This window comes from Pseudomonas sp. BNK-7 (assembly GCF_048072025.1).
Lineage (GTDB): Bacteria > Pseudomonadota > Gammaproteobacteria > Pseudomonadales > Pseudomonadaceae > Aquipseudomonas > Aquipseudomonas danubii.
Genome location: NZ_CP182252.1, coordinates 2343235 through 2369284, shown reverse-complemented (window position 1 = coordinate 2369284; position 26050 = coordinate 2343235). Strand labels below are relative to the sequence as shown.

Genomic DNA, 26050 nt, shown 5'->3' with positions numbered 1-26050 from the left:
CAGCCCCGCATTACAGAAACTGCCGGGGCGCAACGACGAAATGATTTTCGAGTTGGCAAAAAGGGGGCCAAGCCCCCTTTTTGCGTACTGAGTAAACGCTAAGCGTCAGTTACTCAGGCTTCAGCCGCCGGTGCTGCAGCTTCTTCGAACACTTCGGTGCCGCCAGCAACGTTGTTGCGACCACGGATCACAGCGTCAGCCATCGAACCCATGTACAGCTGGATGGCGCGAATGGCGTCATCGTTGCCTGGGATGATGTAGTCAACGCCTTCTGGGCTGCTGTTGGTATCGACAACGCCGATGACCGGGATGCCCAGCTTGTTGGCTTCGGTGATCGCGATGCGCTCGTGATCAACGTCGATCACGAACAGTGCGTCAGGCAGGCCGCCCATGTCCTTGATACCACCCAGGGAACGATCCAGCTTTTCCAGGTCGCGAGTGCGCATCAGCGCCTCTTTCTTGGTCAGCTTGGCGAAGGTGCCGTCTTCTGCTTGCACTTCAAGGTCACGCAGACGCTTGATGGAAGCACGGATGGTTTTGTAGTTGGTCAGCATGCCGCCCAACCAGCGGTGATCGACGTACGGCGAACCGCAACGTGCTGCTTCTTCAGCAACGATCTTGCCAGCGGAACGCTTGGTGCCGACGAACAGAATCTTGTTTTTGCCCTGGGCCAGACGCTCTACGAAAGTCAGAGCTTCGTTGAACATTGGCAGGGTTTTTTCAAGGTTGATGATGTGAATCTTGTTACGCGCACCAAAAATGTACTTACCCATTTTCGGGTTCCAGTAACGGGTTTGGTGACCGAAGTGCACACCGGCCTTCAGCATATCGCGCATGTTGACTTGGGACATGATAGTTCCTTAATAAGTCGGGTTAGGCCTCCACGTATCCCAATGACCAACCAACAGCATGTGCTGAGGGCACCCAGGTCATCGTGTCGACACGTGTGTGGGTTTGAGCTTTTCGGGGCATCCCCGGAAAGCGGCGCATTTTATACCACAGCAAGGGCCAAAACGGAACCCGGATTCACATCCGTCGATCCTTGCAGTTTTCGCCCTGACCTTGGAAACAGCCCTGAATGCACCATTGTATGGAGACAAGCGCCAGCAGAACCTCAGATTTACGCTGAGCCTCTGTTAGAATCGCATCTTTGCGGCTTCCGAAAACCTCACCGATTCCAGCCTTGCAGGGGCAGGTTTTCAAGCCATTCCGTGTATATCGCGCCATTGAGCGTCAAGAGAGCCTGTATGACCGTCACCCTCAAAACTCCCGAGGACATCGCCAAAATGCGTGTCGCCGGCAAACTGGCCGCCGAAGTCCTGGAAATGATTGCCGAGCATGTCAAACCCGGTGTCACCACCGAAGAACTGGACCGAATCTGCCACGACTACATCGTCAACGTGCAGGGCGCTATCCCGGCCCCGCTGAACTACAAGGGTTTCCCCAAGTCCATCTGCACCTCGATCAATCACGTGGTGTGCCACGGCATTCCCAACGAGAAGCCCCTGAAGGACGGCGACACCCTGAACATCGACGTCACCGTCATCAAGGACGGCTACCACGGCGACACCAGCCGCATGTTCCACGTCGGCACCGTGCCAGTCTGGGCCGAGCGCCTGTCGCAGATCACCCAGGAATGCATGTACAAGGCCATCGAACTGGTGAAGCCGGGCTGCCGCCTGGGCGACATCGGCGAAGTGATCCAGAAGCACGCGGAAAAGAACGGCTTCTCGGTCGTGCGCGAATTCTGCGGCCACGGCATCGGCAAGGTATTCCACGAAGAGCCGCAGATCCTGCACTACGGCCGCGCCGGCACCGGCATGGAACTCAAGGCCGGCATGACCTTCACCATCGAGCCGATGATCAACCAGGGCAAGGCCGACACCAAGGTACTGGGCGACGGTTGGACCGCCATCACCAAGGACCGCAAGCTCTCGGCACAGTGGGAACACACCCTGCTGGTGACCGAAACCGGCTACGAGATCTTTACCCTGCGCAGCGATGACACCATCCCTCGGGTATCTGCCTGATCCACAACGCCGCGTCCCGACCTTATAGATAGAAAGGAAAGCCAATCGATGCCGCAGGTGGATCCCGAACTCTTCGACCGTGGCCAGTTCCAGGCGGAACTGGCACTGAAGGCCAGCCCCATCGCCGCCTTCAAGAAAGCCATCCGTCAGGCACGGGAAGTGCTCGACAACCGCTTTCGCAGCGGACGGGAAATCCGCCGGCTGATCGAGGACCGCGCCTGGTTCATCGATAACATCCTGCAAAAGGCCTGGGACCAGTTCACCTGGAGCAACGAGGCCGACATCGCCCTGGTGGCGGTCGGCGGCTACGGTCGCGGCGAGCTTCACCCCTATTCCGATATCGACCTGCTGATCCTCCTGGACAGCGCCGATCACGAGATCTTTCGCGACTCCATCGAACGCTTTCTCACCCTGCTCTGGGACATCGGCCTGGAAGTCGGGCAAAGCGTGCGTTCGGTGGATGAATGCGCCGAGGAGGCCCGGGCCGACCTGACGGTGATCACCAACCTGATGGAAAGCCGCACCATCGCCGGCCCCGAGCGCCTGCGCCAGCGCATGCTGGACGTCACCAGCACCGCACATATGTGGCCGAGCAAGGACTTCTTCCTGGCCAAGCACGCCGAGCAGAAGGCCCGCCACCACAAGTACAACGACACCGAATACAACCTGGAGCCCAACGTCAAAGGCTCCCCAGGCGGCCTGCGGGATATCCAGACCATTCTCTGGGTCGCCCGCCGCCAGTACGGCACCCTGAATCTGCGAGCCCTGGCCGGCGAAGGCTTCCTGGTGGAAAGCGAAAACGCCCTGCTGGCCTCCTCTCAGGAGTTCCTGTGGAAGGTCCGTTACGCCCTGCACATGCTCGCCGGCCGCGCCGAAGACCGCCTGCTGCTGGACCACCAGCGCTCCATCGCCGAGCTACTGGGTTTCAGCGGTGAAGACGTCAAACAGTCGATTGAAAGCTTCATGCAGCAGTACTACCGGGTGGTGATGAGCATCGCTCAGTTGAGCGACCTGATCATCCAGCACTTCGAAGAGGTGATCCTCGCCCCCGAGGACGAAGCCCCGCCGCAGCCGATCAACGCCCGCTTCCAACTGCACGACGGCTACATCGAGGCGATCAACGACAACGTGTTCAAACGCACGCCGTTCGCCATGCTGGAAATCTTCGTGCTGATGGCCCAGCACCCGGAGATCAAGGGCGTGCGCGCCGACACCATACGCCTGCTGCGCGAACACCGGCACCTGATCGACGACGACTTCCGCCACGACATCCGCAACACCAGCCTGTTCATCGAGCTGTTCAAGTGCGAGATCGGCATCCACCGCAACCTGCGGCGGATGAACCGCTACGGCATCCTCGGACGCTACCTGCCGGAGTTCGGCTTCATCGTCGGACAGATGCAGCACGACCTGTTCCACATCTATACCGTGGACGCCCACACGCTGAATCTGATCAAGCACCTGCGCAAGATGCAGTACACGCCGATCTCCGAGAAATTCCCCCTGGCCAGCAAGCTCATGGGCAAGCTGCCCAAGCCCGAGCTGATCTACCTGGCCGGCCTGTATCACGACATCGGCAAGGGCCGCCACGGCGACCACTCGGAGATTGGCGCGGTGGATGCCGAAGCCTTCTGTGTGCGTCACCAACTGCCTTTATGGGACACCCGGCTGATCGTCTGGCTGGTGCAGAACCATCTGGTGATGTCCACCACCGCCCAGCGCAAGGACCTGTCCGACCCGCAGGTGATCCACGATTTCGCCCAGACCGTGGTCGACCAGACCCGTCTCGACTATCTCTACGTGCTGACGGTCGCCGACATCTACGCCACCAACCCGACCCTGTGGAACTCCTGGCGCGCCAGCCTGTTGCGCCAGCTCTACACCGAAACCAAGCGCGCCCTGCGCCGCGGCCTGGAAAACCCGGTGGACCGCGAAGAGCAGATCCGCCAGACCCAGAGCGCCGCCCTGGACATCCTGGTGCGCAACGGCACCGACCCGGACGAAGTGGAACAACTCTGGTCGCAACTGGGGGACGACTACTTCCTGCGCCACACCGCCGGCGATGTGGCCTGGCACAGCGACGCGATCCTCCAGCAGCCGGCGGACGGCGGCCCGTTGGTGCTGATCAAGGAAATCACCCAGCGCGAGTTCGAGGGCGGCACTCAGATTTTCATCTACGCCCCGGACCAGCACGACTTCTTCGCGGTGACCGTGGCCGCCATGGACCAGCTCAACCTGAACATCCATGACGCACGCATCATCACCTCCAGCAGCCAGTTCACCCTCGACACCTACATCGTCCTGGACAACGACGGCGAGTCCATCGGCAACAACCCGCAGCGGGTCGAACAGATCCGCAAGGGCCTGACCGATGCCCTGCGCAACCCCGACGACTACCCGACCATCATCCAGCGCCGGGTGCCGCGCCAGCTCAAGCATTTTGCCTTCGCCCCCGAAGTGACCATCCACAACGACGCCCAGCGCCCGGTCACCGTGCTGGAGCTCAGTGCCCCGGATCGCCCAGGCCTGCTGGCGCGGATCGGCAAGATCTTCCTGGAGTTCGACCTGTCGCTGCAGAATGCCAAGATCGCCACCCTGGGCGAGCGCGTGGAAGACGTGTTCTTCATCACCGATGCGCACAACCAGCCCCTTTCCGACCCCCAGCTGTGCAGCCGCTTGCAGGATGCGATCGTCGAACAGTTGAGTGTCAGCCATGAACCGACTATCGAAATGACCCGCCTGAGCATCTGAAGGGTCCGAACCGCCGCTTTGAGTGAGAAAACGCACCGATGAACAACGCTCTGAACCAGTTGCAGCCCTACCCGTTCGAAAAGCTGCGGGCCCTGCTCGGCACCGTGACGCCCAACCCGGACAAGCGCCCGATCGCCCTGTCCATCGGCGAACCCAAGCACCGCTCGCCGAGCTTTGTCGCCGAAGCCCTGGCCAGCAACCTCGATCAGATGGCGGTCTACCCCACCACCCTGGGCATCCCGGCGCTGCGTGAAGCCATCGCTGGCTGGTGCGAGCGCCGCTTCGGCGTGCCGGCCGGCTGGATCGACCCGGCGCGCAACGTATTGCCGGTCAACGGCACCCGTGAAGCCCTGTTCGCCTTCACCCAGACCGTAGTCAACCGCGGTGACGACGCCCTGGTGGTCAGCCCCAACCCCTTCTATCAGATCTACGAAGGCGCAGCCTTCCTTGCCGGGGCCAAGCCGCACTACCTGCCGTGCCTGGATGAAAACGGCTTCAACCCGGATTTCGACGCCGTACCGGCCGAGATCTGGCAGCGCTGCCAGATCCTCTTCCTGTGCTCCCCGGGCAACCCCACCGGCGCGCTGATCCCGCTGGACACCCTGAAAAAACTGATCGCCCTGGCCGACGAACACGACTTTGTGATCGCCGCCGACGAGTGCTACAGCGAGCTGTACTTCGACGAACAGACCCCGCCGCCGGGGCTGCTCAGCGCCTGCGTCGAACTGGGCCGCAAAGACTTCAAGCGTTGCGTGGTGTTCCACAGCCTGTCCAAACGCTCCAACCTGCCGGGCCTGCGCTCCGGCTTCGTGGCCGGCGACGCCGACATCCTCAAGGGCTTCCTGCTGTACCGCACCTACCACGGCTGCGCCATGCCGGTGCAGACCCAGTTGGCCAGCGTCGCCGCCTGGAACGACGAAGTGCACGTACGCGCCAACCGCGCCCTCTACCGCGAGAAGTTCGACGCGGTGCTGGCGATCCTCGCGCCGGTAATGGACGTGCAGCGCCCGGACGGCAGCTTCTACCTGTGGCCCAACGTGGCCGGGGATGACGCCGCCTTCTGCCGCGACCTGTTCGAGCAGGAACACGTGACCGTGGTCCCGGGTTCCTACCTGTCGCGGGATGTGGACGGCACCAACCCGGGCGCCGGACGGGTGCGCATGGCGCTGGTTGCGCCGCTGGCGGAATGCGTGGAAGCCGCCGAGCGGATTCGCGATTTCGTGTTGCGTCGCAAGTAATATGAGAGACACCCCACTGTAGAAAGCCTTGCCCGAGAAGCGTCTGGCGCGCCCCTGACTGCCCACCAGAACGCCTTCTCCGGCAAGCCCTCTTTCCACAAGGTTGTTGGCGTTCTCGCGGGCCTGTTGTGAGCCCCTTCCCCTAAGGGCTTGCGCCCATTGCCCCCGAGTCTGCCTCCCCCACATTCAATCACCGGATACCGACCTGCAACCTCGGTCATCAACCGCAGCTTCTAGCCAGCACGCATTGAAGACAGGCATCGCGACCTGATTGATATCGGTACTTTTGCGGAGCTTCCATTACCGATGCCGGGTGCCAGCCCCCGTTTTTTTTATTATCTCTCTGTGTAAAATACGCTGGGTATTTAACGAAAAATCATCGCATAAAAACCGCTAATTTTGCCCATCAAGGAGAGAGGGAGTGATAACAACTATTCCCCTATGGAAAATGTTCACAGAAACAAAGGGGAGGGCCTATGGCTTGGCCATTATTGCAACGTTTCCTGTTTTGTGTACTGGTGGCGCTCTGGCATTTCTTGAAGGCTTGCAGACCGGCAAAACCAGAACTGCGATACTTGGACTTATCACCGTAATTCTATTTGGCCTAGGCGCAGTTATTACGCTTACTCCAGGGCGCAAATATATTCCTGGAAAATCCTTCACAGGCTATCGTTCAAAGCAAGCCAAGGTGCAGAAACTCATAAAACATGGCTTCTGGATAATTATCTTACTGGCTGCCGGACTTACACTTATCATCCCTTCCAGATACATAATCATTAGCCTGAGCACCATCGGCGCCTTAACTAGTCTTTATCATTACTCAAAGTCCATAAAATTTCATGAAGACATAGACTTCTCGACCAACCAATACCTCGCCTCCTCTTTGCAAATCGTCCCTGGAGAAAAAGTACTGGCGAGTTACCAGAATTTTCATGACGATGACATCCAAAGAGGTAGCAACGCCTTTATCGTCACAGCGACCAAGCTGATCATCGCCTCCTTCAACGGCGAACATTGGGAAAAATTTTCCCGCGAGCTTAATCAGATTACTCACATAGGCATCGTCGGCAACGAATCCGAGACCTATTTTGTCAAGTTAATCTTCGATGACGGCACTGATGCATTGTTGCGCATCGGTCTTTATGAAAAGCTTACTTCAACCCCAGCCCTGGTTATAAAACGCCTACTTGAAGTGATAGATTCCAGCTTGCTTGGCGATCACAGCGCAGCAAAAGCCTCTCAGCGACGCCGGGTGATTGCGCCTCAAAGCGCGACACAGGCCCCAACGCCCCCGGTCAAATCCGAAACGGCGGCGACACCCCGAAATATAGAAATTGCGCCAACCACGCTGAATGACATAAAGAATTCAGAAGAAGTAAAGTCTGGTAGAAAGCTGGAGCTCTGACATGTCACATTGTACAAAATTTGATTTCACCTACACCGACGAAGAAGCCATAACCAAAGCTTTTGTAAAACTAGGACTAACACCTACAACTGACATTGTGTCCGAGTTCAACAGTGATTTCAGCAAGGAGGTCCTTGGCCCCTTGGGCTACATGGGTCGTCGCCAATTTCGCGCCATCTGCGCATCCGCTGAAGACGACCTCAACTACTTTGCATGCAAGATAGAAAATAACTTTTACAAATTACTTATCGAACGAAGCACCCCCATACCAGGCGATGAAAAAAGAATGGCAGACCTGGCAGCGCGCTTCCAAAGAGCCTATGTCAGCGTTGCCATCGACAACACCATTAGTCGCATAAATGCCTCCGGCATCCCAACCCGACTAAAAGAAGGAGATAACCACTTCGAAATAGAATTCGGCTCAAACTACGAATACAGCATCCGCGTCACTTTTTCTGGCAATTCAGTCGCAGAAGAGGTGTTTGGCGTAAAGGGCGATATATGTACGAAGCTTACCGAAGAACTTGAATCGCTGCTGACCAGCCCTACGGCCGAACTGCTGACCGAATGGAAACCGGAATACACGGTGGTACATGAAGAACAGACGCTACAAATACTGAGCGCCAGGCTTTAAATGAACCTGTATTTACATCATACCGAGTTGAGTCGCGCAAACGGCCCTGGACTGCGGATGGTTGTATGGGTGCAAGGATGCGACCTGAACTGCAAGGGCTGTTTCAATCAGAACACCCATGACTCCGAGACCGGCACCTCTATTTCCGTGAGCGACCTGGCCGAACAGATAAATGCCCTGGACGGGATCGACGGAGTAACCGTCTCGGGTGGAGAACCGCTCGACCAGGCTCTAGCCATAGAAGAACTCATTAACGCCGTGCATGGCGAGAAGAACTGGGTGCTTTACACCGGGTACGCACCGAAGGAAATCTTTCGTGACGCCGCCATGACACGCGTGGTCAAGGCCGTGGATCTAACCCTTGCTGGCCGCTATAACAGCAATGCCATTCACCCTTATCAACACAAGCAGCTAATCAAGACCAGTGACCGAGTAGATATCAATTTTTTCAGGACAACAAGAAGCGTTGAGTTCGTTGTTTCCGGCCTTGGCATGACCAGAACCGGCCTCCCAATACAATCCAAAGAGTCCAATGCGTTGAAGAGATGCCCGACATGAACCGCACCCAGAAAATTACCGACTATCTAAAAGCACGTTATGCGATTTTGGTTATCGAATCGTTTGAAGAAGAGCGTGTAATTGCCGAGCTAAGTGAGATCGCAAAGTCGCTCAATCATCGAATTTTCCTCTGGAACTCGACGCTCGGTATCCAGACAAACGGCGCCGTTGTCGGAGATAAGACCTTTGACCTGAAGCTGGCACTAGATTTCTGCGAAGAAAAGGCGCGAGAGGAAAACAGCAAGAATATTTTCGTATTCTGTGATGCACACAACTACCTTACAACCAGCTGCAACGCCATCTATCGCCGCCGCCTGAAAGATCTGGCTATCAACATCCGCTCACACGGATATAGAAGTAACTGCATAATAGTTTCGCCCAATTTCGAAATCGCCAATGACTTGCAGAAAGAAGTAACCTTAATCGACTTTCCGCTTCCATCCAGGGATGAAGTGAAGACTCAGATCGAGAACTTCTCGAATGTCTGGAAAGACAACGACAATGTAAAAATCAATCTGCCTCTGGACAGCAAAGAAAAGCTCATTGACGCTGCGCTGGGGCTTACCAGCCTAGAAATTGACAACTCTCTTTCACGATCGCTTGTCTCAAACTTGAAGCTGGATGAACACACCTTCAAGGATCTGCTTGCCGAGAAAAAACAGATTATCCGTAAAACCGGGATCCTCGAGTACATAGACTCCCAGTTGAACCTGGATGATGTCGGCGGCTTAGCTACGCTAAAAAAATGGCTGCACCTGCGCAGTCAGTGCTTCGGTCAAGCAGCCAAGGAGTTCGGAGTCGGAACACCTAAGGGCCTGCTGCTGACCGGTGTTCCCGGCTGCGGCAAGTCATTGACTGCCAAGTGCGTAGCCTCGTCATGGAACATGCCATTGCTGCGCCTTGATATGGGCAAGATATTTCAAGGTATCGTGGGCTCCTCTGAATCGAACATTCGCTCGGCACTTCAAACTGCCGAGGCCATTTCACCCTGTATCCTTTGGATCGACGAAATTGAAAAAGGCCTCTCCGGCTCCTCCAGCGGCGCTTCGGATGGCGGAACCGCCACCCGAGTATTTGGCACGCTGCTGACCTGGATGCAGGAGAAAACCGCATCGGTCTTTGTATTTGCCACAGCCAACAACCTTGCCAGTCTTCCACCTGAATTACTGAGGAAAGGTCGATTTGACGAAATCTTCTTCGTTGATTTCCCTTCGGCAGTGGAGAGAAGAAAGATTCTTGAGATACACCTCAGAAAACTCAAACGTGACCCCGGCAAGTTTGATCTGGATCGTCTGGTGGACTTGGGGGGAGAGGCAAATTTCGGAAAAGATATTGTGCTCTCCGGTGCCGAGTTGGAGGCCTGGGTAGGCGACGCCCTGATTGAAGCCTTCTCAAGGCGTATGAGTGGTTCTAACGACCCGGACGACCTGGCGATGAGCGATTTTGAAGCAACGATTTCACGTATGGTGCCCATGAGTAAAGTACGCAAGGATGAATTTGCAATACTGCGCGAATGGGCAAATCAGAATGCAATCAGTGCATCCGCCATGACCGTCAATGAAGATGGAGCTGAAAGACAGATGGGGGGACGCCGCATAGACTTTTGATGGTCTTTGCTTTCCCCCTCTCTGGAGGGGGAACCTCAATCCAACCGTCCGCTCTTAGGAACGCTGCATTCACTTCACCTGCCCCAGATTCGCCTCGCTCAAATCCAGGTCCGCCAACACCTCTCGCAGCACATCGTCACCGATCTGGTGATGCCGGCTCAGGCGGTACAGCTCCAGCCGTTGCGCCCGCAGGGCCTTGAGCCGCAGGCGCCGTTCCAGCAAGTCCATCTGCAATGCCAGGGCCTGGGCCTCGGCGGAATCGTTGTAGACCTCCAACTGATGCCGGTACTCAGCCATCAAGCGTCCCTTGAGCTCGGTGGCCAGCGCCGCCTGGGCCGCATCGGGGGCCTCACTGGTTTCAGCCACTTCCTCGGCTTCCAACGCATGGATCGCCGCCTCGGCGGTCTTGCGCCAGGCATCGCGGACTTCTCCACGGCGTTTGTCGTCGGGGCTTTTGACGATACCGCGCAACAGCAGCGGCAGGGCAATGCAGGCCGCCACCAGGGACAGCAGGATCACCCCGGCAGCGATAAAGATCAGCAGATCACGTTCGGGGAAGGCCTCCCCGGCGCCCAGGAACAAGGGCACCGACATCACGCCGGCCAGGGTCACCGCCCCACGCACCCCGCCCACCGTCAGCAGCCAGCAGGAGCGCGCCGTGGGCACCAGGGTCAGCTCGCCCTTGCCGCGCCAGCGCCGCAGCAACCCGGACAGGCGCCAGATGCTCTGCACCCAGATAAAGCGCAATACCAACAGCACCAGGAAGATCGCCAGCACATCCAGGCAGCGGTAGAACAGGGTCGGCCAGAGCGAAGTTTCATGACTGACCACGGCCTTGATGATGTCAGGCAATTGCAGCCCCAATAGTAGGAAGATCAGGCCATTGAAGGCGAACTCCAGCAGCGACCAGACACTGCGATTGAGCAGTCGGGTGCTGGTCTGGCGCGGCAGCAGGTCGAGCCAGCTCTGCATCATGCCCGCCGCCACCGCCGAGAGAATGCCCGAGGCCCCCAGGCGCTCGGCCAGGACGTAAGCCGCGAAGGGCAATAGCAACATGAACACCACATGGGTCGCCGGATCGTCCCAGCCTCGGGCGATCATCCAGGCCCGCAGGCGCCCGACCAGCCAGCTCAGGGCCACACCGACCGCCAAGCCACCCACCGCCACCAGGACAAAGGTCAGGCTGGCATTGGCCAGGGAGAACACCCCGGTAACGGCGGCCACCAGGGCGAACTTGAAAGTCACCAGGCCCGAGGCATCGTTCATCAGGGCCTCGCCCTGGAGCATGTGCATCAGCGGGGTTGGCAGGCGGTTCTGGGAAATGGCCGACACCGCGACGGCGTCGGTGGGCGACAGCACCGCGGCCAGGGCGAAAGCCACCGGCAACGGGATGGTCGGCAGCAGCCAGTGAATGAAATAACCGGCCCCGACCACGGTGAACAGCACCAGGCCCACCGCCAGGGTCAGGATCGGGCCACGCAAGCGCCAGAACTCGCGCTTGGGCATGCGCCAACCGTCGGAAAACAGCAACGGCGGCAGGAACAGGAAAAGAAACAATTCCGGGTCCAGGGCCACATGCAAACCCAGGGTCGGCCAGGCCAACAGGGCTCCGGCGGCGATCTGTACCAGAGGCAAGGGCAGCGGAATCACCCGTCCGAGCAGTCGCGAAAGACTCACCAGCATCAGCAGGATGAGGACGGTATAGGCGGTTTGCATAAAGCGAAAATCCAAGGCTCAACAGGAAAAATCGTACGCATCTCAGCTGAGAATCGCCGACGAAGTGCCATATTAGCCGCTTAAACTCGGTACTGACCGCTGCACAAAAGTCGCAAGCCCCATGACCTGCCATGCAACAACCTGCGACAAAGCCGATTTCAGGCCGACGCTGAAGCGCTGCGGTCGTGGCATAATCCGTGACCTTTCATCTCCAGCATCTCCAAAGGGGGCAATTCCTTGACCGCTTCAAGCAAAACGTTGCACCTTTTCGGCATCAAAGCCTGTGACACCATGAAAAAGGCGCGCACCTGGCTCGATGAACACGCTGTCAGCTATGACTTCCATGATTACAAAACCTCCGGCATTGACCGTGAGCACCTGAACCAGTGGTGCAACGAGCACGGCTGGCAGGTGGTGTTGAACCGCGCGGGCACGACCTTTCGCAAACTCGATGACGAAAGCAAAGCCGATCTCGACCAGGCGAAAGCCGTTGAACTGATGCTCGCGCAACCTTCGATGATCAAGCGCCCGGTGCTCGACCTCGGAGACAAGACCCTGATTGGCTTCAAGCCAGACCTTTACGCAGCGGCGCTCAAGTAAGCCTGCTCACTCTATTTCGCAAGAGGTAACTGCATGTCCACTACTCTGTTCAGCCTGGCATTCGGTGTCGGCACCCAAAATCGTCAAGGCGCCTGGCTGGAAGTGTTCTACGCATCGCCACTGCTCAATCCTGCCGCCGAAATCGTTGCCGCTGTCGCACCGATCCTCGGCTACAGCGAAGGCAACCAGGCCATCACCTTCACCACCGCCCAGGCCGCGCAAATGGCCGACGCGCTGAAAGGCATCGACGCCACCCAGGCTGCCCTGCTGACCCGCCTGGCCGAAAGCCACAAGCCGCTGGTAGCCACCCTGCTGGCCGAAGACGCTCAATTGACCTCCACCCCAGAGGCTTACCTGAAGCTGCACCTGCTGTCCCACCGTTTGGTCAAGCCACATGGCCTGAGCCTGGCCGGGGTGTTCCCCCTGCTGCCGAACGTGGCCTGGACCAGCCAGGGCGCCATCGATCTGGGCGAGTTGGCCGAGCGGCAACTGGAAGCCCGCCTGCGCGGCGAGCTGCTGGAAGTGTTCTCGGTGGACAAGTTCCCGAAAATGACCGACTACGTGGTGCCGAGCGGCGTGCGTATCGCTGACAGCGCGCGGATTCGCCTGGGCGCCTACATCGGCGAAGGCACCACCGTGATGCACGAAGGCTTCGTCAACTTCAACGCCGGCACCGAAGGCCCGGGCATGATCGAAGGCCGTGTGTCGGCGGGCGTGTTCGTCGGCAAGGGTTCGGACCTGGGCGGTGGCTGCTCCACCATGGGCACCCTGTCGGGTGGCGGCAACATCGTGATCAAGGTCGGCGAAGGCTGCCTGATCGGCGCCAACGCCGGTATCGGCATTCCCCTGGGCGACCGCAACACCGTGGAGTCGGGTCTGTACGTGACCGCTGGCACCAAGGTGGCGCTGCTGGACGAGAACAACCAGCTGGTCAAGGTGCTCAAGGCCCGTGAACTGGCTGGCCAGCCGGACCTGCTGTTCCGCCGCAACTCGGAAACCGGCGCCGTGGAGTGCAAGACCCACAAGTCGGCCATCGAGCTGAACGAAGCGCTGCACGCTCACAACTAGGCCTGTAGGAAAACTCGCCGAGCAACGATCAGGCAGGCAAAAGCAGGCGAGGAAGCGCAGTGTAGGGACCTACATGAGCCTTCCGAGCCTGCTTCTGCGTAATGCCGAAGGCGCCCAGCGCGCCGCATGCTCGAAGCGCAGGCAGTTTTCCTGCAGCGCCGAAGCAGAGATTCGGTTTCATCGGAACCTGCCGGGCGCTTATCATCGGCGCCCGGCCTGTTCAAACGAGTTCTGCCACCATGCTTGTAACCTCCCCCTGGCGCGCCGACTTCCCGGCCATCGCCGCCCTGCATCGCCAGGACCAGACGTACCTGGACAACGCCGCCACCACGCAAAAACCCCAAGCCCTGCTGGACGCCCTGGCCCACTACTACGCCAATGGCGCGGCCAATGTGCATCGCGCGCAGCACCTGCCCGGCGCCCATGCCACCCAGGCCTTCGAGGACAGTCGCAGCAAGGTCGGCCAATGGCTCAATGCCGGTGACAGCGGACAGATCATCTTCACCCACGGCGCCACCAGTGCGCTGAATCTCCTGGCTTATGGCCTGGAGCAGCAATTTGAAAGCGGCGATGAGATCGTCATCAGCGCCCTTGAACACCATGCCAACCTGCTGCCCTGGCAACAGTTGGCCCAACGTCGCGACCTCAAGCTGCTGATCCTGCCCCTGGATGCCGACGGACTGATCGATATTGATGCGGCAAGCCGTCTGATTGGCCCGCGCACTCGCCTGCTGGCAGTGAGCCAGTTGTCCAATGTGCTCGGCGCCTGGCAACCCTTGACGCCACTGCTGGCCATGGCCAAGGCCCAGGGCGCACTGACGGTGATCGACGGCGCCCAGGGCGTGGTCCATGGCCGTCACGATGTGCAGGCCCTGGGCTGCGACTTCTATGTGTTCTCCAGCCATAAACTCTATGGTCCGGACGGCGTCGGCGTGCTGTTCGGCCGTCATGCCGCGCTCAAGCACCTGCGTCATTGGCAGTTCGGCGGAGAAATGGTCCAGGACGCCGACTACCAGCACGCCAGCTTTCGCCCGGCGCCCCTGGGATTCGAGGCCGGCACCCCGCCGATCGCCGGAGTCATTGGCCTGGGGGCGACCCTGGATTACCTCGCTGGCCTGGATCAGCAGGCAGTGGCCACGCACGAAGCCGCGCTGCATGCCTATCTGCTGCAGGGCTTGCAGGCACGCAATGGCATCCGCCTGCTGGGCACGCCGCAACTGGCTCTGGTCAGCTTCGTCGTCGATGGCGTGCACAACGCCGACCTGGCCCACCTGCTGACCGAACAGGGCATTGCCGTGCGGGCCGGTCATCATTGCGCCATGCCGCTGATGAAAAGCTTCGGCCTCGCCGGGGCGATTCGCGTATCCCTGGCGCTGTACAACGACTCCGAAGACTTGGAGCGTTTCTTCGAAGCCCTGGATCAGGCCCTGGAGTTGCTGCGATGAGCCTGCCGGCGGACGCCGTGGCCGCCCTTGAAGTTTTCCAGGGGGCTGCCGGCTGGGAACAACGGGCCCGCCTGCTGATGCAATGGGGCGAGCGCCTGCCAGCCCTGAGCGAGGCCGACAAGGTCGAAGCCAATCGGGTGCACGGCTGCGAAAGCCAGGTCTGGCTGGTGGCGAGCCTGAAAAATGATCATTGGCAATTTGCCGCCGCCAGCGACGCGCGGCTGATTCGCGGCCTGGTGGCCTTGCTGCTGGCGCGGGTCAATGGCCTGACGGTGCAGCAATTGCAGGAAGTGGACCTGGCGGACTGGTTCAACCAACTGGGCCTGTCGCGCCAGCTCTCGCCGTCGCGCAGCAATGGCCTGAACGCCGTCTTGCAACGCATGAACGAACTGGCCGGCGCCCTGTAGCCGCTGCCGAGCCTGCGAGGCTGCGAAAAGGTCCGCAGGACCTTGCCTGGCGATCTCCCGCCAGCCCCCTAGCGGCCTCAAGCCCCCACGGCCCGCCGGTCCGCTCGCAGCCTGCGGCAGCGGCTACAAGGGTTTACTGCGTTCCGAGGGGCGGCGCACGCCGGCAACGATCTTGTCCACCGCCTTGGTCGCGGCCACCATGCCAAAGGTCGCGGTCACCATCATCACCGCGCCAAAACCGCCGGCGCAGTCGAGCTTGACCCCGTCGCCGACAAAGCTCTTCTGCAGGCAGATGCTGCCATCGGGTTTCGGATAACGCAGTTGCTCGGTGGAAAACACGCAGGGCACGCTGTAGTGCCGGGTCACGGTACGCGAAAAACCATAGTCACGACGCAAGGTGGAACGCACCTTGGAGGCCAGTGGGTCATTGAAGGTGCGGTTCAGGTCGCAGACCTGGATCAGCGTCGGGTCGATCTGCCCGCCGGCACCGCCAGTGGTGATGATCTGGATCTTGCGCCGCTTGCACCAGGCAATCAGCGCCGCCTTGGCATTCACGCTGTCGATGCAGTCGATCACGCAGTCGATGTTCGGAGTGATGTATTCGGCCATGGTCTCGCGGGTGACGAAATCCGCCACCGCATGCACGCGGCAGTCCGGATTGATGCCGCGCAGGCGCTCGGCCATGACCTCGACCTTGGGCTTGCCCACGGTGCTGTCCAGGGCATGAAGTTGCCGGTTGCTGTTGCTGACGCAGACATCGTCGAGGTCGAACAGCGAGATCTCCCCGACCCCGCAACGGGCGATAGCTTCCGCCGCCCAGGAACCGACTCCGCCGACGCCAACGATCGCCACATGGGCCGCCCGCAGCCGCTCCAGGCCTTCAATGCCATACAAACGGGCGACGCCGGCAAACCGTGGATCTTCTGTACTCATGACCATCACCTAAAAAACCGGCGCGCATTATAGGGCCTCAAGGCGACAAGTTTTAACCTTGAAGCTACAAGTAAAGAACTTAAACCCGAATACAGTGCCCAAGGTCTGGCTTTCCTCTGTGCGCTGTACGCTCAGTTGAGGGCCGGTGTAGGATGCCCGCCGTTTGGCGCCTGCCAACCCTTCCCTCGTTCCACACCTTTTGGAACCCGAAATAGCTATGTCATCGCGTAAATTTGGACTCAATCTGGTGATAGTGCTGGCCATTGCCGCGCTGTTCACCGGTTTCTGGGCGCTGATCAATCGCCCGGTCTCGGCCCCCGACTGGCCGGAACAGATCTCCGGTTTTTCCTACTCGCCTTTCCAGCAGGGCCAGTTCCCGCAGAAGGAGCAGTACCCGTCCGACGATGAAATGCGTCGTGACCTGGAGATCATGAGCAAGCTGACCGACAACATCCGTACCTATTCGGTGGACGGCAGCCTGCAGGATATTCCCAAGCTGGCGGAAGAGTTCGGCCTGCGCGTGACCCTGGGGATCTGGATCAGCCCGGACCTGGAGCGCAACGAGCGGGAAATCATGCGCGCCATCGAGCTGGCCAACAGCTCACGCAGCGTCGTCCGCGTAGTGGTGGGCAACGAAGCGATCTTCCGCAAGGAAATCACCGCCGACCAGTTGTCGGTGATTCTCGACCGGGTCCGCGCTGCGGTGAAAGTCCCGGTCACCACCTCGGAACAGTGGCACGTCTGGGAGGAACACCCGGAGCTGGCCAAGCACGTCGACCTGATCGCCGCGCACATCCTGCCGTACTGGGAGTTCATCCCGGTGGACAAGGCCGAGCAGTTCGTCCTCGATCGCGCCCGCGACCTGAAGAAGATGTTCCCGAAAAAGCCGCTGCTGCTGTCCGAAGTGGGCTGGCCGAGCAACGGCCGCATGCGCGGTGGCGCTGATGCCAGCCCCGCGGACCAGGCGATCTACCTGCGCACCCTGGTCAACAAGCTCAATCGCCAGGGCTACAACTACTTCGTCATCGAAGCCTTCGACCAACCGTGGAAGGCCAGCGACGAGGGTTCGGTGGGCGCCTACTGGGGCGTGTTCAACGCCGCGCGCCAGCAGAAATTCAACTTCGAAGGCCCGGTAGTGGCGATCCCGCAATGGCGGGTGCTGGCCATCGGCTCGGTGGTGCTGGCGCTGCTGTCGCTGACCCTGCTGATGATCGACGGCTCGGCCCTGCGCCAGCGTGGCCGCACCTTCCTGACCTTCATCGCCTTCCTCTGCGGTTCGGTGCTGGTGTGGATCGGCTACGACTACAGCCAGCAATACAGCACCTGGTTCAGCCTGACCGTGGGCTTTCTCCTCGCGCTCGGTGCGCTGGGGGTGTTCATCGTGCTGCTCACCGAGGCCCATGAGCTGGCCGAGGCGGTGTGGATCCACAAGCGGCGGCGCGAGTTCCTGCCGGTGGAAGGCGACTCCAGCTACCGGCCGAAAGTCTCGATCCACGTGCCGTGCTACAACGAGCCGCCGGAGATGGTCAAACAGACCCTCAATGCCCTGGCCAACCTCGATTACCCGGACTTCGAAGTCCTGATCATCGACAACAACACCAAGAACCCGGCGGTCTGGGAGCCGGTGCAGGCCTATTGCGAGACCCTGGGCCCGCGCTTCAAGTTCTTCCACGTCGCGCCATTGGCCGGTTTCAAGGGCGGTGCGCTGAACTACCTGCTGCCGCACACCGCCAAGGATGCCGAAGTGATTGCGGTGATTGACTCCGACTACTGCGTCGACCGCAACTGGCTCAAGCACATGGTGCCGCACTTCGCCGATCCGAAGATCGCCATCGTGCAGTCGCCCCAGGACTACCGCGACCAGAACGAAAGTACCTTCAAGAAGCTCTGCTATGCGGAATACAAGGGCTTCTTCCATATCGGCATGGTCACCCGCAACGACCGTGACGCGATCATCCAGCACGGCACCATGACCATGACCCGGCGTTCGGTGCTGGAAGAACTCGGCTGGGCCGACTGGTGCATCTGCGAAGACGCCGAGCTGGGCCTGCGCGTGTTCGAGAAAGGCCTGTCGGCGGCCTACCATCACGAAAGCTACGGCAAGGGCCTGATGCCCGATACCTTCATCGACTTCAAGAAGCAGCGCTTCCGCTGGGCCTATGGCGCGATCCAGATCATCAAGCGCCACACCGCCAGCCTGCTGCGTGGCAAGGACACCGAGCTGACCCGTGGCCAGCGCTACCACTTCCTGGCGGGTTGGCTGCCGTGGGTGGCGGACGGCATGAACATTTTCTTCACCGTCGGCGCCCTGCTGTGGTCGGCGGCGATGATCATCGTGCCGCAACGGGTCGACCCGCCGCTGCTGATCTTCGCGATCCCGCCGCTGGCGCTGTTCGTGTTCAAGGTCGGCAAGATCATCTTCCTCTACCGCCGGGCCGTGGGGGTCAACCTCAAGGATGCGTTCTGCGCGGCCCTGGCCGGCCTGGCCTTGTCCCACACCATCGCCAAGGCGGTGCTATACGGCTTCTTCACCAGCAGCATCCCGTTCTTCCGCACCCCGAAGAACGCCGACAACCACGGCTTCTGGGTAGCCATCTCGGAAGCCCGGGAAGAGTTGTTCATCATGCTGCTGTTGTGGGGCGCGGCGCTGGGGATCTTCCTGGTGCAGGGCCTGCCCAGCAACGACATGCGCTTCTGGGTGACCATGCTTCTGGTGCAGTCGCTGCCCTATGTGGCGGCACTGATCATGGCGTTCCTGTCGTCACTGCCAAAACCTGCGGAACACCCCGAGCCGGCTCCAGCCGCCTAAATCGATGCAAAGCACTAAACGGCGGCCTCAGGCCGCCGTTTTGCTTTAAGATATCCGCCATTTTGCGCGCCCCGCCCAACCCTGTAGGCGCTGGCTGACCAGCGAACCACGCGACGCGGTGTAACCAGTAAACCGCCATCGCCGGCCAGCCGGCTCCTACACAATGCCTTGCACCGGAGTTCCCCATGACGGCCCCTGCCAAGCTTTCGCCGACCCTGCAACTTGCCTGTGATCTGATCCGTCGCCCCTCGGTGACGCCGATCGACGCCGACTGCCAGAAGCTGATGATGCAGCGCCTGGGGGATGCCGGCTTCAAGCTGGAACCGATGCGCATCGAGGACGTGGACAACTTCTGGGCCACCCATGGCCAGCATGAAGGCCCGGTGCTGTGCTTCGCCGGCCACACTGACGTGGTGCCCACCGGCCCGGTCCAGGCCTGGCAGAACGATCCGTTCGAAGCCCTGATCGATGAACACGGCATGCTGTGCGGCCGTGGCGCGGCGGACATGAAAGGCAGCCTGGCCGCCATGCTGGTGGCCGCCGAGCGCTTTGTCGCCGACTACCCGGACCACAAGGGCTCGGTAGCCTTCCTGATCACCAGCGACGAAGAAGGCCCGGCGCACCACGGCACCAAGGCGGTGGTGGAACGCCTGGCGGCACGCAAGGAGCGCCTGGACTGGTGCATCGTCGGTGAACCTTCGAGCACCAGCCTGGTGGGCGATGTGGTCAAGAACGGCCGCCGCGGCTCCCTCGGCGCCAAGCTCACGGTCCGCGGGGTACAGGGCCACGTGGCCTACCCGCACCTGGCCAAGAACCCGATCCACCTGGCAGCTCCGGCCTTGGCGGAACTGGCGGCCGAACACTGGGACGACGGCAATGCCTTCTTCCCGCCCACCAGCTTCCAGATTTCCAACCTCAATTCCGGGACCGGCGCCACCAATGTGATCCCGGGGGATCTGGTGGCGGTGTTCAACTTCCGCTTCTCCACCGAATCCACCGTTGAAGGCCTGCAACAACGGGTTGCAGCGATCCTCGACAAGCACGGCCTGGACTGGCACGTGGACTGGGCCCTGTCCGGCCTGCCGTTCCTCACCGAACCCGGCGCCCTGCTGGACGCGGTCTCGGCCAGCATCAAGCAAGTCACAGGTCGCGAGACCCAGGCGTCCACCAGCGGCGGCACGTCCGACGGGCGCTTCATCGCCACCCTGGGCACCCAGGTGGTGGAATTGGGCCCGGTCAACGCCACCATCCACCAGGTCAACGAGCGGATCCTGGCCAGCGACCTGGATGTGCTGACCGAGATCTACTATCAGACTCTCGTCAAGTTGCTTGCCTGATGCTTGCCTGTCCTCTTTGCAACGCACCGCTGAACGCCGTGGACAACGGCGTGGTCTGCCCGGCCGGGCATCGCTTCGACCGTGCCCGCCAGGGCTACCTGAACCTGCTGCCGGTGCAGCACAAGAACAGCCGTGACCCGGGCGACAACCAGGCCATGGTCGAGGCCCGCCGCGACTTTCTCAACGCCGGGCACTACGCCCCGGTGGCCCGGCGCCTGGCAGAGCTGGCGGCAGAACGCACGCCCCAGCGCTGGGTCGACATCGGCTGCGGCGAGGGTTACTACACCGCGCAGTTGGCCGACGCCCTGCCCGACGCCGACGGCTACGCCCTGGATATTTCCCGGGAGGCCGTGAAACGCGCCTGTCGTCGCGCGCCGCAACTGACTTGGATGGTCGCCAGCATGGCGCGCATCCCGTTGGCCGATGCCAGCTGCCAGTTTCTCGCCAGCGTCTTCAGCCCCCTCGACTGGCAAGAGGCCAAGCGCCTGTTGAGCCCGGGTGGCGGCCTGATGAAAGTCGGCCCTACCAGCGGCCACCTGATGGAGCTGCGCGAACGCCTGTACGACGAAGTGCGTGAATACACCGACGACAAGCACCTGGCCCTGGTGCCGGAGGGCATGGCCCTGGCCCACAGCGAAACCCTGGAGTTCAGGCTGCGCCTGGAACGCCCGGAAGATCGCGCCAACCTGTTGGCCATGACGCCCCACGGCTGGCGCGCCAGCGCCGAACGCCGGGCCGCAGTGATCGAGCAGGCCGAGCCTTTCGAGGTCAGCGTGTCGATGCGCTACGATTACTTCGTGCTGCAATAACACCCTACTTAACCCAACGACCGCGGGCATGGGCCCGGGGTCGAAGAAATCCGCGAATGGATTTTTCAGACCGGCAATGAGGACATCCATGCGCCAGCCCGATATCGAGATTTACCTGAAAGACGCCGACGTCGACTACAAGGCCATCGCCACCTGGCTCGGCGCCGTGCTCGGCCCGTGCAGCGACTGGGTGCAAAAGGGCCAGACCTACAAATGCACCGCAGGCTCAGTACCCGTGACCTGGCTGCCCAAGGCCGTGGGCAAGTGGAACAGCCTGTACCTGGAAAGCGACCAGACTCCGTGGGATGACGACATTGCCTGTGCCCGCGCCGCCTTTGCCGCGCTGAATGTGGAAGTGCGCTGCGCACCGGGCAGTTGGGTCGAGGAAGAAGGTGAAGAGACCGCCGATCGCTGGATTCGCATCAGCACCGACGGCGAAGAAGAGATTACCTGGCGCACTGCCTGAACAGCGCAATCCGGTAGGAGCCGGCTTGCCGGCGAAAAGGCTCCTGAGCCTTGCATCGTCAGCGCCTCCTTCGCTGGCAAGCCAGCTCCTGCTGGGTTGGTTACAGGCCGACGACGTCTTCGGCTTGCAGACCTTTCTGGCCTTCGACCACGGCGTATTCCACCTGCTGGCCTTCGGTCAGCGAACGGTGGCCTTCGCCACGGATCGCTCGGTAATGGACAAACACGTCCGCCCCACCTTCACGCTGGATAAAGCCGTAGCCCTTGGCGTCGTTGAACCACTTCACGTTGCCGGTCTCACGAGTAGTCATGAATCCACACCTCATTTTTTATTATTGGCTGGGCGTACTGCCACCCTGCCTTGAGAACTTTCCCTCGAGCTGCCTCTCTATGACTGGAGGCAATACGACCGCGGGAGAGTCGGCCGAGTATATGACAGGCGTAAAAACTCTCAACTCAATCTTGTTTGGGTGCTTTTTTGCCGATTTTCGGCGAATCCGGCACACTACCGGCCCCGAGCAGGTGCTCGGTTTTGATTTCTTATTCACTCACGCAGAAGCCGTATGACCCGCTCCCCGATCCGTCGTCTTGTGTTTGGCACCTTGCGCCGCCTGCTGTACCTCTGGGTGCGCTCGGAAACCATCAACCAGTCGTCCTTCACCCTCGACCTCGACCGCAGCCGGCCGGTGTTCTACGTCCTGCAAAACCCATCCCTGACTGACCTCGCCGTGGTCGATACCGAATGCACCAAGGCCGGCTTGCCACGCCCGGTACTGCCGGTGTCGGTGGGCAACCTGCTGGAGCCCGCGGCGTTCTTCTACCTGACCCCGGAACCCGACTGGCTCGGTCGCCAGGACAAACGCGGCGCACCGCCAACCCTGACCCGACTGGTCAGCGCCCTGACCCAGAACGCTGCCGAAGATGCGCAGATCATTCCGGTCAGCGTGTTCTGGGGCCAGTCCCCGGACAGCGAGTCCAGCCCCTGGAAACTGCTGTTCGCCGACAGTTGGGCAGTCACCGGGCGCCTGCGCCGGCTGCTGAGCATCATGATCCTGGGGCGCAAGACCCGGGTGCAGTTCTCCGCGCCGATCAACCTGCGGGAACTGATCGAGCACAACAAGGGGCACGAGCGCACCGTGCGCATGGCCCAGCGCATCCTGCGGGTGCACTTTCGCAACCTCAAGGCCGCGGTCATCGGCCCGGACATTTCCCACCGGCGCAACCTGGTCAAGGGCCTGCTCAACCAGCCCCTGGTGAAACAGGCGATCCTCGACGAGGCCGAGCGCGAGAAGATCTCCCCGGAAAAGGCCAAGGCCCAGGCCCTGCGCTACGGCAATGAGATCGCCTCGGACTACACCTACACTGCAATTCGCTTTCTGGAAGTGGTGCTCAGCTGGTTTTGGAACAAGATCTACGACGGGATCAAGGTCAACCACCTCGAAGGCGTACAGAAAATCGCCCAGGGTCACGAAGTGATCTACGTGCCCTGCCACCGCAGCCATATCGACTACCTGCTGCTGTCCTACCTGCTGTTTCGCAACGGCCTGACGCCGCCGCACATCGCCGCCGGGATCAACCTCAACATGCCGGTAATCGGCAGCCTGCTGCGCCGCGGCGGGGCCTTCTTCATGCGCCGCACCTTCAAGGGCAACCCGCTGTACACCTCGGTGTTCAACGAGTACCTGCACACCCTGTTCACCAAGGGTTTCCCGGTGGAGTACTTCGTCGAAGGCGGCCGCTCGCGCACCGGGCGCATGCTGCAACCCAAGACCGGGATGCTGGCCATCACCCTGCGCAGCTTCCTGCGTTCCTCACGCATGCCCATCGTCTTCGTGCCGGTGTACATCGGCTACGAGCGGGTCCTGGAAGGCCGCACCTACCTGGGCGAACTGCGCGGCGCGAGCAAGAAGAAGGAGTCGATCTTCGACATCTTCAAGGTCATCGGCGCCCTCAAACAGCGCTTTGGCCAGGTGGCGGTGAACTTCGGCGAACCGATCAAACTGGCGGAATTTCTCGACCAGGAACAACCGGACTGGCGCACCCAGGAGCTGGGCCCGCAATACCGCCCGGCCTGGCTCAACGAAACCACCAACCGCCTGGGCGAGCGGGTGGCCCAGCACCTCAATGAAGCCGCGGCGATCAACCCGGTGAACCTGGTGGCCCTGGCCCTGCTGTCCACCAGCCGCCTGGCCCTGGACGACCGAGCCATGGCCCGAGTCCTGGACCTGTACCTGGCGCTGTTGCGCCGCGTGCCCTACTCGCCCCACACCACCTTGCCGGAAGGCGACGGCCAGGCGCTGATCCAGCACGTCAAGGATATGAACCTGCTGGCCGAGCAGAACGACGCCCTGGGCAAGATCCTCTACCTGGACGAGCAGAACGCCGTCCTCATGACCTACTACCGCAACAACGTGCTGCACATCTTCGCCCTGCCGGCACTGCTGGCGAGCTTCTTCCAGAGTTCGTCGCGCATGAGCCGCGAACAGATCCTGCGCTACACCCGCGCGCTGTATCCCTACCTGCAGTCGGAGCTGTTCATTCGCTGGTCCCTGGAAGAACTGGACGGCGTGGTGGATCAATGGCTGGAGGCCTTCGTCGAACAGGGCCTGCTGCGCTTCGAGAAAGACCTGTACCTGCGCCCGGCGCCCAGCTCGCGGCATTTTGTCCTGCTGACCCTGCTGTCCAAGAGCATCGCCCAGACCCTGCAGCGCTTCTACATGGCCATTTCCCTGTTGCTCAACAGCGGCCAGAACAATATCAGCGCCGAAGAACTGGAAGACCTGTGCACGGTCATGGCCCAGCGCCTGTCGATCCTGCATGGCCTCAATGCCCCGGAGTTCTTCGACAAGAGCCTGTTCCGCCACTTCATCCAGACCCTGCTGGATCAAGGCGTGCTGCGCCGCGACGAAGCCGGCAAGCTGAGCTACCACCCACTGCTGGGGGAACTGGCCGAGGGCGCAGCCAAACGGGTGCTGCCGGCGGAGATTCGCCTGTCGATCCGCCAGGTCGCCCTGCACCGCAGCGAAGATGCCGCCGACCAGCTCGCGGCACCGGCGCAAAGCGACTAGATTCTTATCGGCGCCGCAGAACCTGCGGCGCCCTCGATACGGAGATCCGTCATGAAAAAACTCACCCTGCTGGCAGCCACTGCGCTGCTTGGAGCCTGCCAGGCCATGCAACCCGCAGCCAAGGCCAGCCTCGACGGCGAAGTCTTCTATCTGCAACGCATCGCCCTGCCGCCTGCCGCCACCTTGAGCGTGAGCCTGCAGGACGTCTCCCTGGCGGACGCTCCGGCGGTGGTCCTGGCCGAGCAGAGTGGCCCGGTCAAAGGCCAGGTGCCGCTGCCCTTCCACCTCAGCTACGACCCGGCCCAGGTCAAGCCCGGCCACCGCTACGCGGTCAGTGCGCGGATCGAACTGGACGGCAAGCTGATGTTCATCACCACCGAACACAACGGGGTCAACCTCGACGGCAAAGATCCCCAGCCGTTGAAACTCCGTGTCGACGCTGTACGTTAATTTTCATTGCCCAAGGAAGCCGCCATGCTCCGTACCTCGCTCCGTTTCACCAGCCTGTGCGCTGGCCTGCTGATCTCCGCCAGTGCCCTGGCCCTGTCCCTGAGCGACCTGTCCCAGGGTGACGCCAGCGGTGGCCTCAAGGACGCCCTGACCCAAGGCGCACAGATCGCCGTCAAACAGCTGGGAACACCCGGCGGGTTCAGCAACAACCCTGATGTGCGTATCGAACTGCCGGGCAACCTCGGCAAAGTCGCGAAGAAAATGAAACAGTTCGGCATGGGTGATCAGGTCGATCAGCTGGAAACCAGCATGAACAAGGCCGCTGAGGCCGCCGTGCCGCAAGCGCAGGCACTGCTGGTGGACGCGGTGAAGAAGATGACCGTGGCCGACGCCAAGGGCATTCTCGCCGGTGGCAAGGACTCCGCCACCCAGTATCTGGACAAGAGCAGCCGCGAACAGATCCGCGCCAAGTTCCTGCCTATCGTCAAGCAAGCCACCGATCAGGTCGGCCTGGCCAAGCAGTACAACTCCTTCGCCGGCCAGGCCGCGACCCTGGGTGTGCTGGATGCCAAGAGCGCCAACATCGAAAGCTACGTGACCGAGCAAGCCCTCAATGGCCTGTTCGAAATGATCGGCAAGCAGGAAGAAACCATTCGCCAGAACCCGGCCGCTGCGGCCACCAGCCTGGCCAAGAAGGTCTTCGGCACCCTCTGATCCGCC

22 protein-coding genes are annotated in these 26050 nt (G+C 60.9%); 18 read left to right on the top strand and 4 right to left on the bottom strand.

Annotated elements, in window-relative coordinates; all coding sequences use genetic code 11:
• Positions 1 to 113: 113 nt before the first annotated feature.
• Entirely contained in the window at positions 114 to 851 is a 738-nt protein-coding gene (gene rpsB / locus ACMGF8_RS10890; protein WP_011059524.1) for a 30S ribosomal protein S2, read from the bottom strand.
• A 396-nt stretch (positions 852 to 1247) separates the two neighbouring features.
• Between rpsB and map the strand changes: the two genes are divergently transcribed.
• The 7 genes from map to ACMGF8_RS10855 all read left to right on the top strand — a co-directional run bounded on the left by map (position 1248) and on the right by ACMGF8_RS10855 (position 10223).
• A complete protein-coding gene (map, locus tag ACMGF8_RS10885; protein ID WP_102861366.1) occupies positions 1248 to 2030 on the top strand; it encodes a type I methionyl aminopeptidase in 783 nt (260 codons plus the stop codon).
• 48 nt (positions 2031 to 2078) lie between these two features.
• On the top strand, positions 2079 to 4781 hold the full coding sequence (locus ACMGF8_RS10880; RefSeq protein WP_102861365.1) for a [protein-PII] uridylyltransferase: 2703 nt from the start codon (positions 2079 to 2081) through the stop codon (positions 4779 to 4781).
• Positions 4782 to 4819: 38 nt separating this feature from the next.
• Positions 4820 to 6019, top strand: a complete 1200-nt coding sequence (dapC, locus tag ACMGF8_RS10875; protein ID WP_416759564.1) for a succinyldiaminopimelate transaminase — start codon at positions 4820 to 4822, stop codon at positions 6017 to 6019.
• A 421-nt stretch (positions 6020 to 6440) separates the two neighbouring features.
• A complete protein-coding gene (locus tag ACMGF8_RS10870) occupies positions 6441 to 7424 on the top strand; it encodes a hypothetical protein (protein ID WP_102861363.1) in 984 nt (327 codons plus the stop codon).
• Position 7425: 1 nt separating this feature from the next.
• Complete coding sequence (locus tag ACMGF8_RS10865; protein ID WP_102861362.1) at positions 7426 to 8058, top strand: DUF2997 domain-containing protein; 633 nt, start codon at positions 7426 to 7428, stop codon at positions 8056 to 8058.
• Positions 8059 to 8616, top strand: a complete 558-nt coding sequence (locus tag ACMGF8_RS10860) for a 4Fe-4S single cluster domain-containing protein (RefSeq protein ID WP_102861361.1) — start codon at positions 8059 to 8061, stop codon at positions 8614 to 8616.
• On the top strand, positions 8613 to 10223 hold the full coding sequence (locus tag ACMGF8_RS10855; RefSeq protein WP_102861717.1) for an AAA family ATPase: 1611 nt from the start codon (positions 8613 to 8615) through the stop codon (positions 10221 to 10223). The genes ACMGF8_RS10860 and ACMGF8_RS10855 overlap by 4 nt, the downstream gene beginning before the upstream one ends.
• A 69-nt stretch (positions 10224 to 10292) precedes the next feature.
• On the opposite strand, the gene ACMGF8_RS10850 is transcribed toward ACMGF8_RS10855, so the two are convergent.
• Complete coding sequence (locus ACMGF8_RS10850) at positions 10293 to 11939, bottom strand: Na+/H+ antiporter (protein ID WP_250329142.1); 1647 nt, start codon at positions 11937 to 11939, stop codon at positions 10293 to 10295.
• Between the two features lie 237 nt (positions 11940 to 12176).
• Between ACMGF8_RS10850 and ACMGF8_RS10845 the strand changes: the two genes are divergently transcribed.
• From ACMGF8_RS10845 to ACMGF8_RS10830, 4 genes are all read left to right on the top strand, one after another.
• The gene (locus tag ACMGF8_RS10845) at positions 12177 to 12539 is read left to right on the top strand and encodes an ArsC family reductase (RefSeq protein ID WP_102861359.1); all 363 of its coding nucleotides are present in this window, start codon (positions 12177 to 12179) and stop codon (positions 12537 to 12539) included.
• Between the two features lie 33 nt (positions 12540 to 12572).
• Positions 12573 to 13607, top strand: coding sequence for a 2,3,4,5-tetrahydropyridine-2,6-dicarboxylate N-succinyltransferase (gene dapD / locus ACMGF8_RS10840; RefSeq protein ID WP_102861358.1), 1035 nt, complete (start codon positions 12573 to 12575; stop codon positions 13605 to 13607).
• A 239-nt stretch (positions 13608 to 13846) separates the two neighbouring features.
• The gene (locus tag ACMGF8_RS10835) at positions 13847 to 15052 is read left to right on the top strand and encodes an aminotransferase class V-fold PLP-dependent enzyme (RefSeq protein WP_416759559.1); all 1206 of its coding nucleotides are present in this window, start codon (positions 13847 to 13849) and stop codon (positions 15050 to 15052) included.
• A complete protein-coding gene (locus ACMGF8_RS10830) occupies positions 15049 to 15459 on the top strand; it encodes a SufE family protein (RefSeq protein WP_416759557.1) in 411 nt (136 codons plus the stop codon). The genes ACMGF8_RS10835 and ACMGF8_RS10830 overlap by 4 nt, the downstream gene beginning before the upstream one ends.
• Before the next feature lie 123 nt (positions 15460 to 15582).
• Here the strand turns inward: ACMGF8_RS10830 and tcdA are convergent, their stop codons facing one another.
• A complete protein-coding gene (gene tcdA, locus ACMGF8_RS10825; protein ID WP_082729180.1) occupies positions 15583 to 16398 on the bottom strand; it encodes a tRNA cyclic N6-threonylcarbamoyladenosine(37) synthase TcdA in 816 nt (271 codons plus the stop codon).
• Positions 16399 to 16609: 211 nt separating this feature from the next.
• Here tcdA and ACMGF8_RS10820 point away from each other — a divergent pair, with 211 nt between their 5' ends.
• From ACMGF8_RS10820 to ACMGF8_RS10805, 4 genes are all read left to right on the top strand, one after another.
• Positions 16610 to 19201 carry a glycosyltransferase gene (locus ACMGF8_RS10820; RefSeq protein WP_416759554.1) on the top strand — a complete coding sequence of 864 codons (2592 nt, stop codon included), beginning with the start codon at positions 16610 to 16612 and terminating at the stop codon, positions 19199 to 19201.
• A gap of 185 nt (positions 19202 to 19386) precedes the next feature.
• Positions 19387 to 20538, top strand: coding sequence for a succinyl-diaminopimelate desuccinylase (gene dapE, locus ACMGF8_RS10815; RefSeq protein ID WP_416759552.1), 1152 nt, complete (start codon positions 19387 to 19389; stop codon positions 20536 to 20538).
• The gene (locus ACMGF8_RS10810) at positions 20538 to 21347 is read left to right on the top strand and encodes a putative RNA methyltransferase (protein WP_102861353.1); all 810 of its coding nucleotides are present in this window, start codon (positions 20538 to 20540) and stop codon (positions 21345 to 21347) included. The genes dapE and ACMGF8_RS10810 overlap by 1 nt, the downstream gene beginning before the upstream one ends.
• Positions 21348 to 21435: 88 nt before the next feature.
• Complete coding sequence (locus ACMGF8_RS10805) at positions 21436 to 21813, top strand: hypothetical protein (RefSeq protein ID WP_102861352.1); 378 nt, start codon at positions 21436 to 21438, stop codon at positions 21811 to 21813.
• Between the two features lie 100 nt (positions 21814 to 21913).
• Here the strand turns inward: ACMGF8_RS10805 and ACMGF8_RS10800 are convergent, their stop codons facing one another.
• Positions 21914 to 22123 carry a cold-shock protein gene (locus ACMGF8_RS10800; protein ID WP_011059510.1) on the bottom strand — a complete coding sequence of 70 codons (210 nt, stop codon included), beginning with the start codon at positions 22121 to 22123 and terminating at the stop codon, positions 21914 to 21916.
• Positions 22124 to 22375: 252 nt separating this feature from the next.
• On the opposite strand from ACMGF8_RS10800, the gene plsB reads away from it, so the two are divergent.
• The 3 genes from plsB to ACMGF8_RS10785 are packed head-to-tail and all read left to right on the top strand — an operon-like array spanning position 22376 to position 26044.
• The gene (plsB, locus tag ACMGF8_RS10795; RefSeq protein ID WP_416759549.1) at positions 22376 to 24880 is read left to right on the top strand and encodes a glycerol-3-phosphate 1-O-acyltransferase PlsB; all 2505 of its coding nucleotides are present in this window, start codon (positions 22376 to 22378) and stop codon (positions 24878 to 24880) included.
• Positions 24881 to 24931: 51 nt separating this feature from the next.
• The gene (locus ACMGF8_RS10790) at positions 24932 to 25330 is read left to right on the top strand and encodes a YbaY family lipoprotein (protein ID WP_102861350.1); all 399 of its coding nucleotides are present in this window, start codon (positions 24932 to 24934) and stop codon (positions 25328 to 25330) included.
• Between the two features lie 24 nt (positions 25331 to 25354).
• Positions 25355 to 26044, top strand: a complete 690-nt coding sequence (locus ACMGF8_RS10785) for a DUF4197 domain-containing protein (protein WP_025127623.1) — start codon at positions 25355 to 25357, stop codon at positions 26042 to 26044.
• Positions 26045 to 26050 lie beyond the last annotated feature (6 nt).

Coding starts and splice junctions, on each gene's coding strand:
- rpsB (WP_011059524.1), bottom strand. CDS start 851: ATGTCCCAAGTCAACATGCGCGATATGCTGAAGGCCGGTGTGCACTTC.
- map (WP_102861366.1), top strand. CDS start 1,248: ATGACCGTCACCCTCAAAACTCCCGAGGACATCGCCAAAATGCGTGTC.
- ACMGF8_RS10880 (WP_102861365.1), top strand. CDS start 2,079: ATGCCGCAGGTGGATCCCGAACTCTTCGACCGTGGCCAGTTCCAGGCG.
- dapC (WP_416759564.1), top strand. CDS start 4,820: ATGAACAACGCTCTGAACCAGTTGCAGCCCTACCCGTTCGAAAAGCTG.
- ACMGF8_RS10865 (WP_102861362.1), top strand. CDS start 7,426: ATGTCACATTGTACAAAATTTGATTTCACCTACACCGACGAAGAAGCC.
- ACMGF8_RS10860 (WP_102861361.1), top strand. CDS start 8,059: ATGAACCTGTATTTACATCATACCGAGTTGAGTCGCGCAAACGGCCCT.
- ACMGF8_RS10855 (WP_102861717.1), top strand. CDS start 8,613: ATGAACCGCACCCAGAAAATTACCGACTATCTAAAAGCACGTTATGCG.
- ACMGF8_RS10850 (WP_250329142.1), bottom strand. CDS start 11,939: ATGCAAACCGCCTATACCGTCCTCATCCTGCTGATGCTGGTGAGTCTT.
- dapD (WP_102861358.1), top strand. CDS start 12,573: ATGTCCACTACTCTGTTCAGCCTGGCATTCGGTGTCGGCACCCAAAAT.
- ACMGF8_RS10835 (WP_416759559.1), top strand. CDS start 13,847: ATGCTTGTAACCTCCCCCTGGCGCGCCGACTTCCCGGCCATCGCCGCC.
- ACMGF8_RS10830 (WP_416759557.1), top strand. CDS start 15,049: ATGAGCCTGCCGGCGGACGCCGTGGCCGCCCTTGAAGTTTTCCAGGGG.
- tcdA (WP_082729180.1), bottom strand. CDS start 16,398: ATGGTCATGAGTACAGAAGATCCACGGTTTGCCGGCGTCGCCCGTTTG.
- ACMGF8_RS10820 (WP_416759554.1), top strand. CDS start 16,610: ATGTCATCGCGTAAATTTGGACTCAATCTGGTGATAGTGCTGGCCATT.
- dapE (WP_416759552.1), top strand. CDS start 19,387: ATGACGGCCCCTGCCAAGCTTTCGCCGACCCTGCAACTTGCCTGTGAT.
- ACMGF8_RS10810 (WP_102861353.1), top strand. CDS start 20,538: ATGCTTGCCTGTCCTCTTTGCAACGCACCGCTGAACGCCGTGGACAAC.
- ACMGF8_RS10805 (WP_102861352.1), top strand. CDS start 21,436: ATGCGCCAGCCCGATATCGAGATTTACCTGAAAGACGCCGACGTCGAC.
- ACMGF8_RS10800 (WP_011059510.1), bottom strand. CDS start 22,123: ATGACTACTCGTGAGACCGGCAACGTGAAGTGGTTCAACGACGCCAAG.
- plsB (WP_416759549.1), top strand. CDS start 22,376: ATGACCCGCTCCCCGATCCGTCGTCTTGTGTTTGGCACCTTGCGCCGC.
- ACMGF8_RS10790 (WP_102861350.1), top strand. CDS start 24,932: ATGAAAAAACTCACCCTGCTGGCAGCCACTGCGCTGCTTGGAGCCTGC.
- ACMGF8_RS10785 (WP_025127623.1), top strand. CDS start 25,355: ATGCTCCGTACCTCGCTCCGTTTCACCAGCCTGTGCGCTGGCCTGCTG.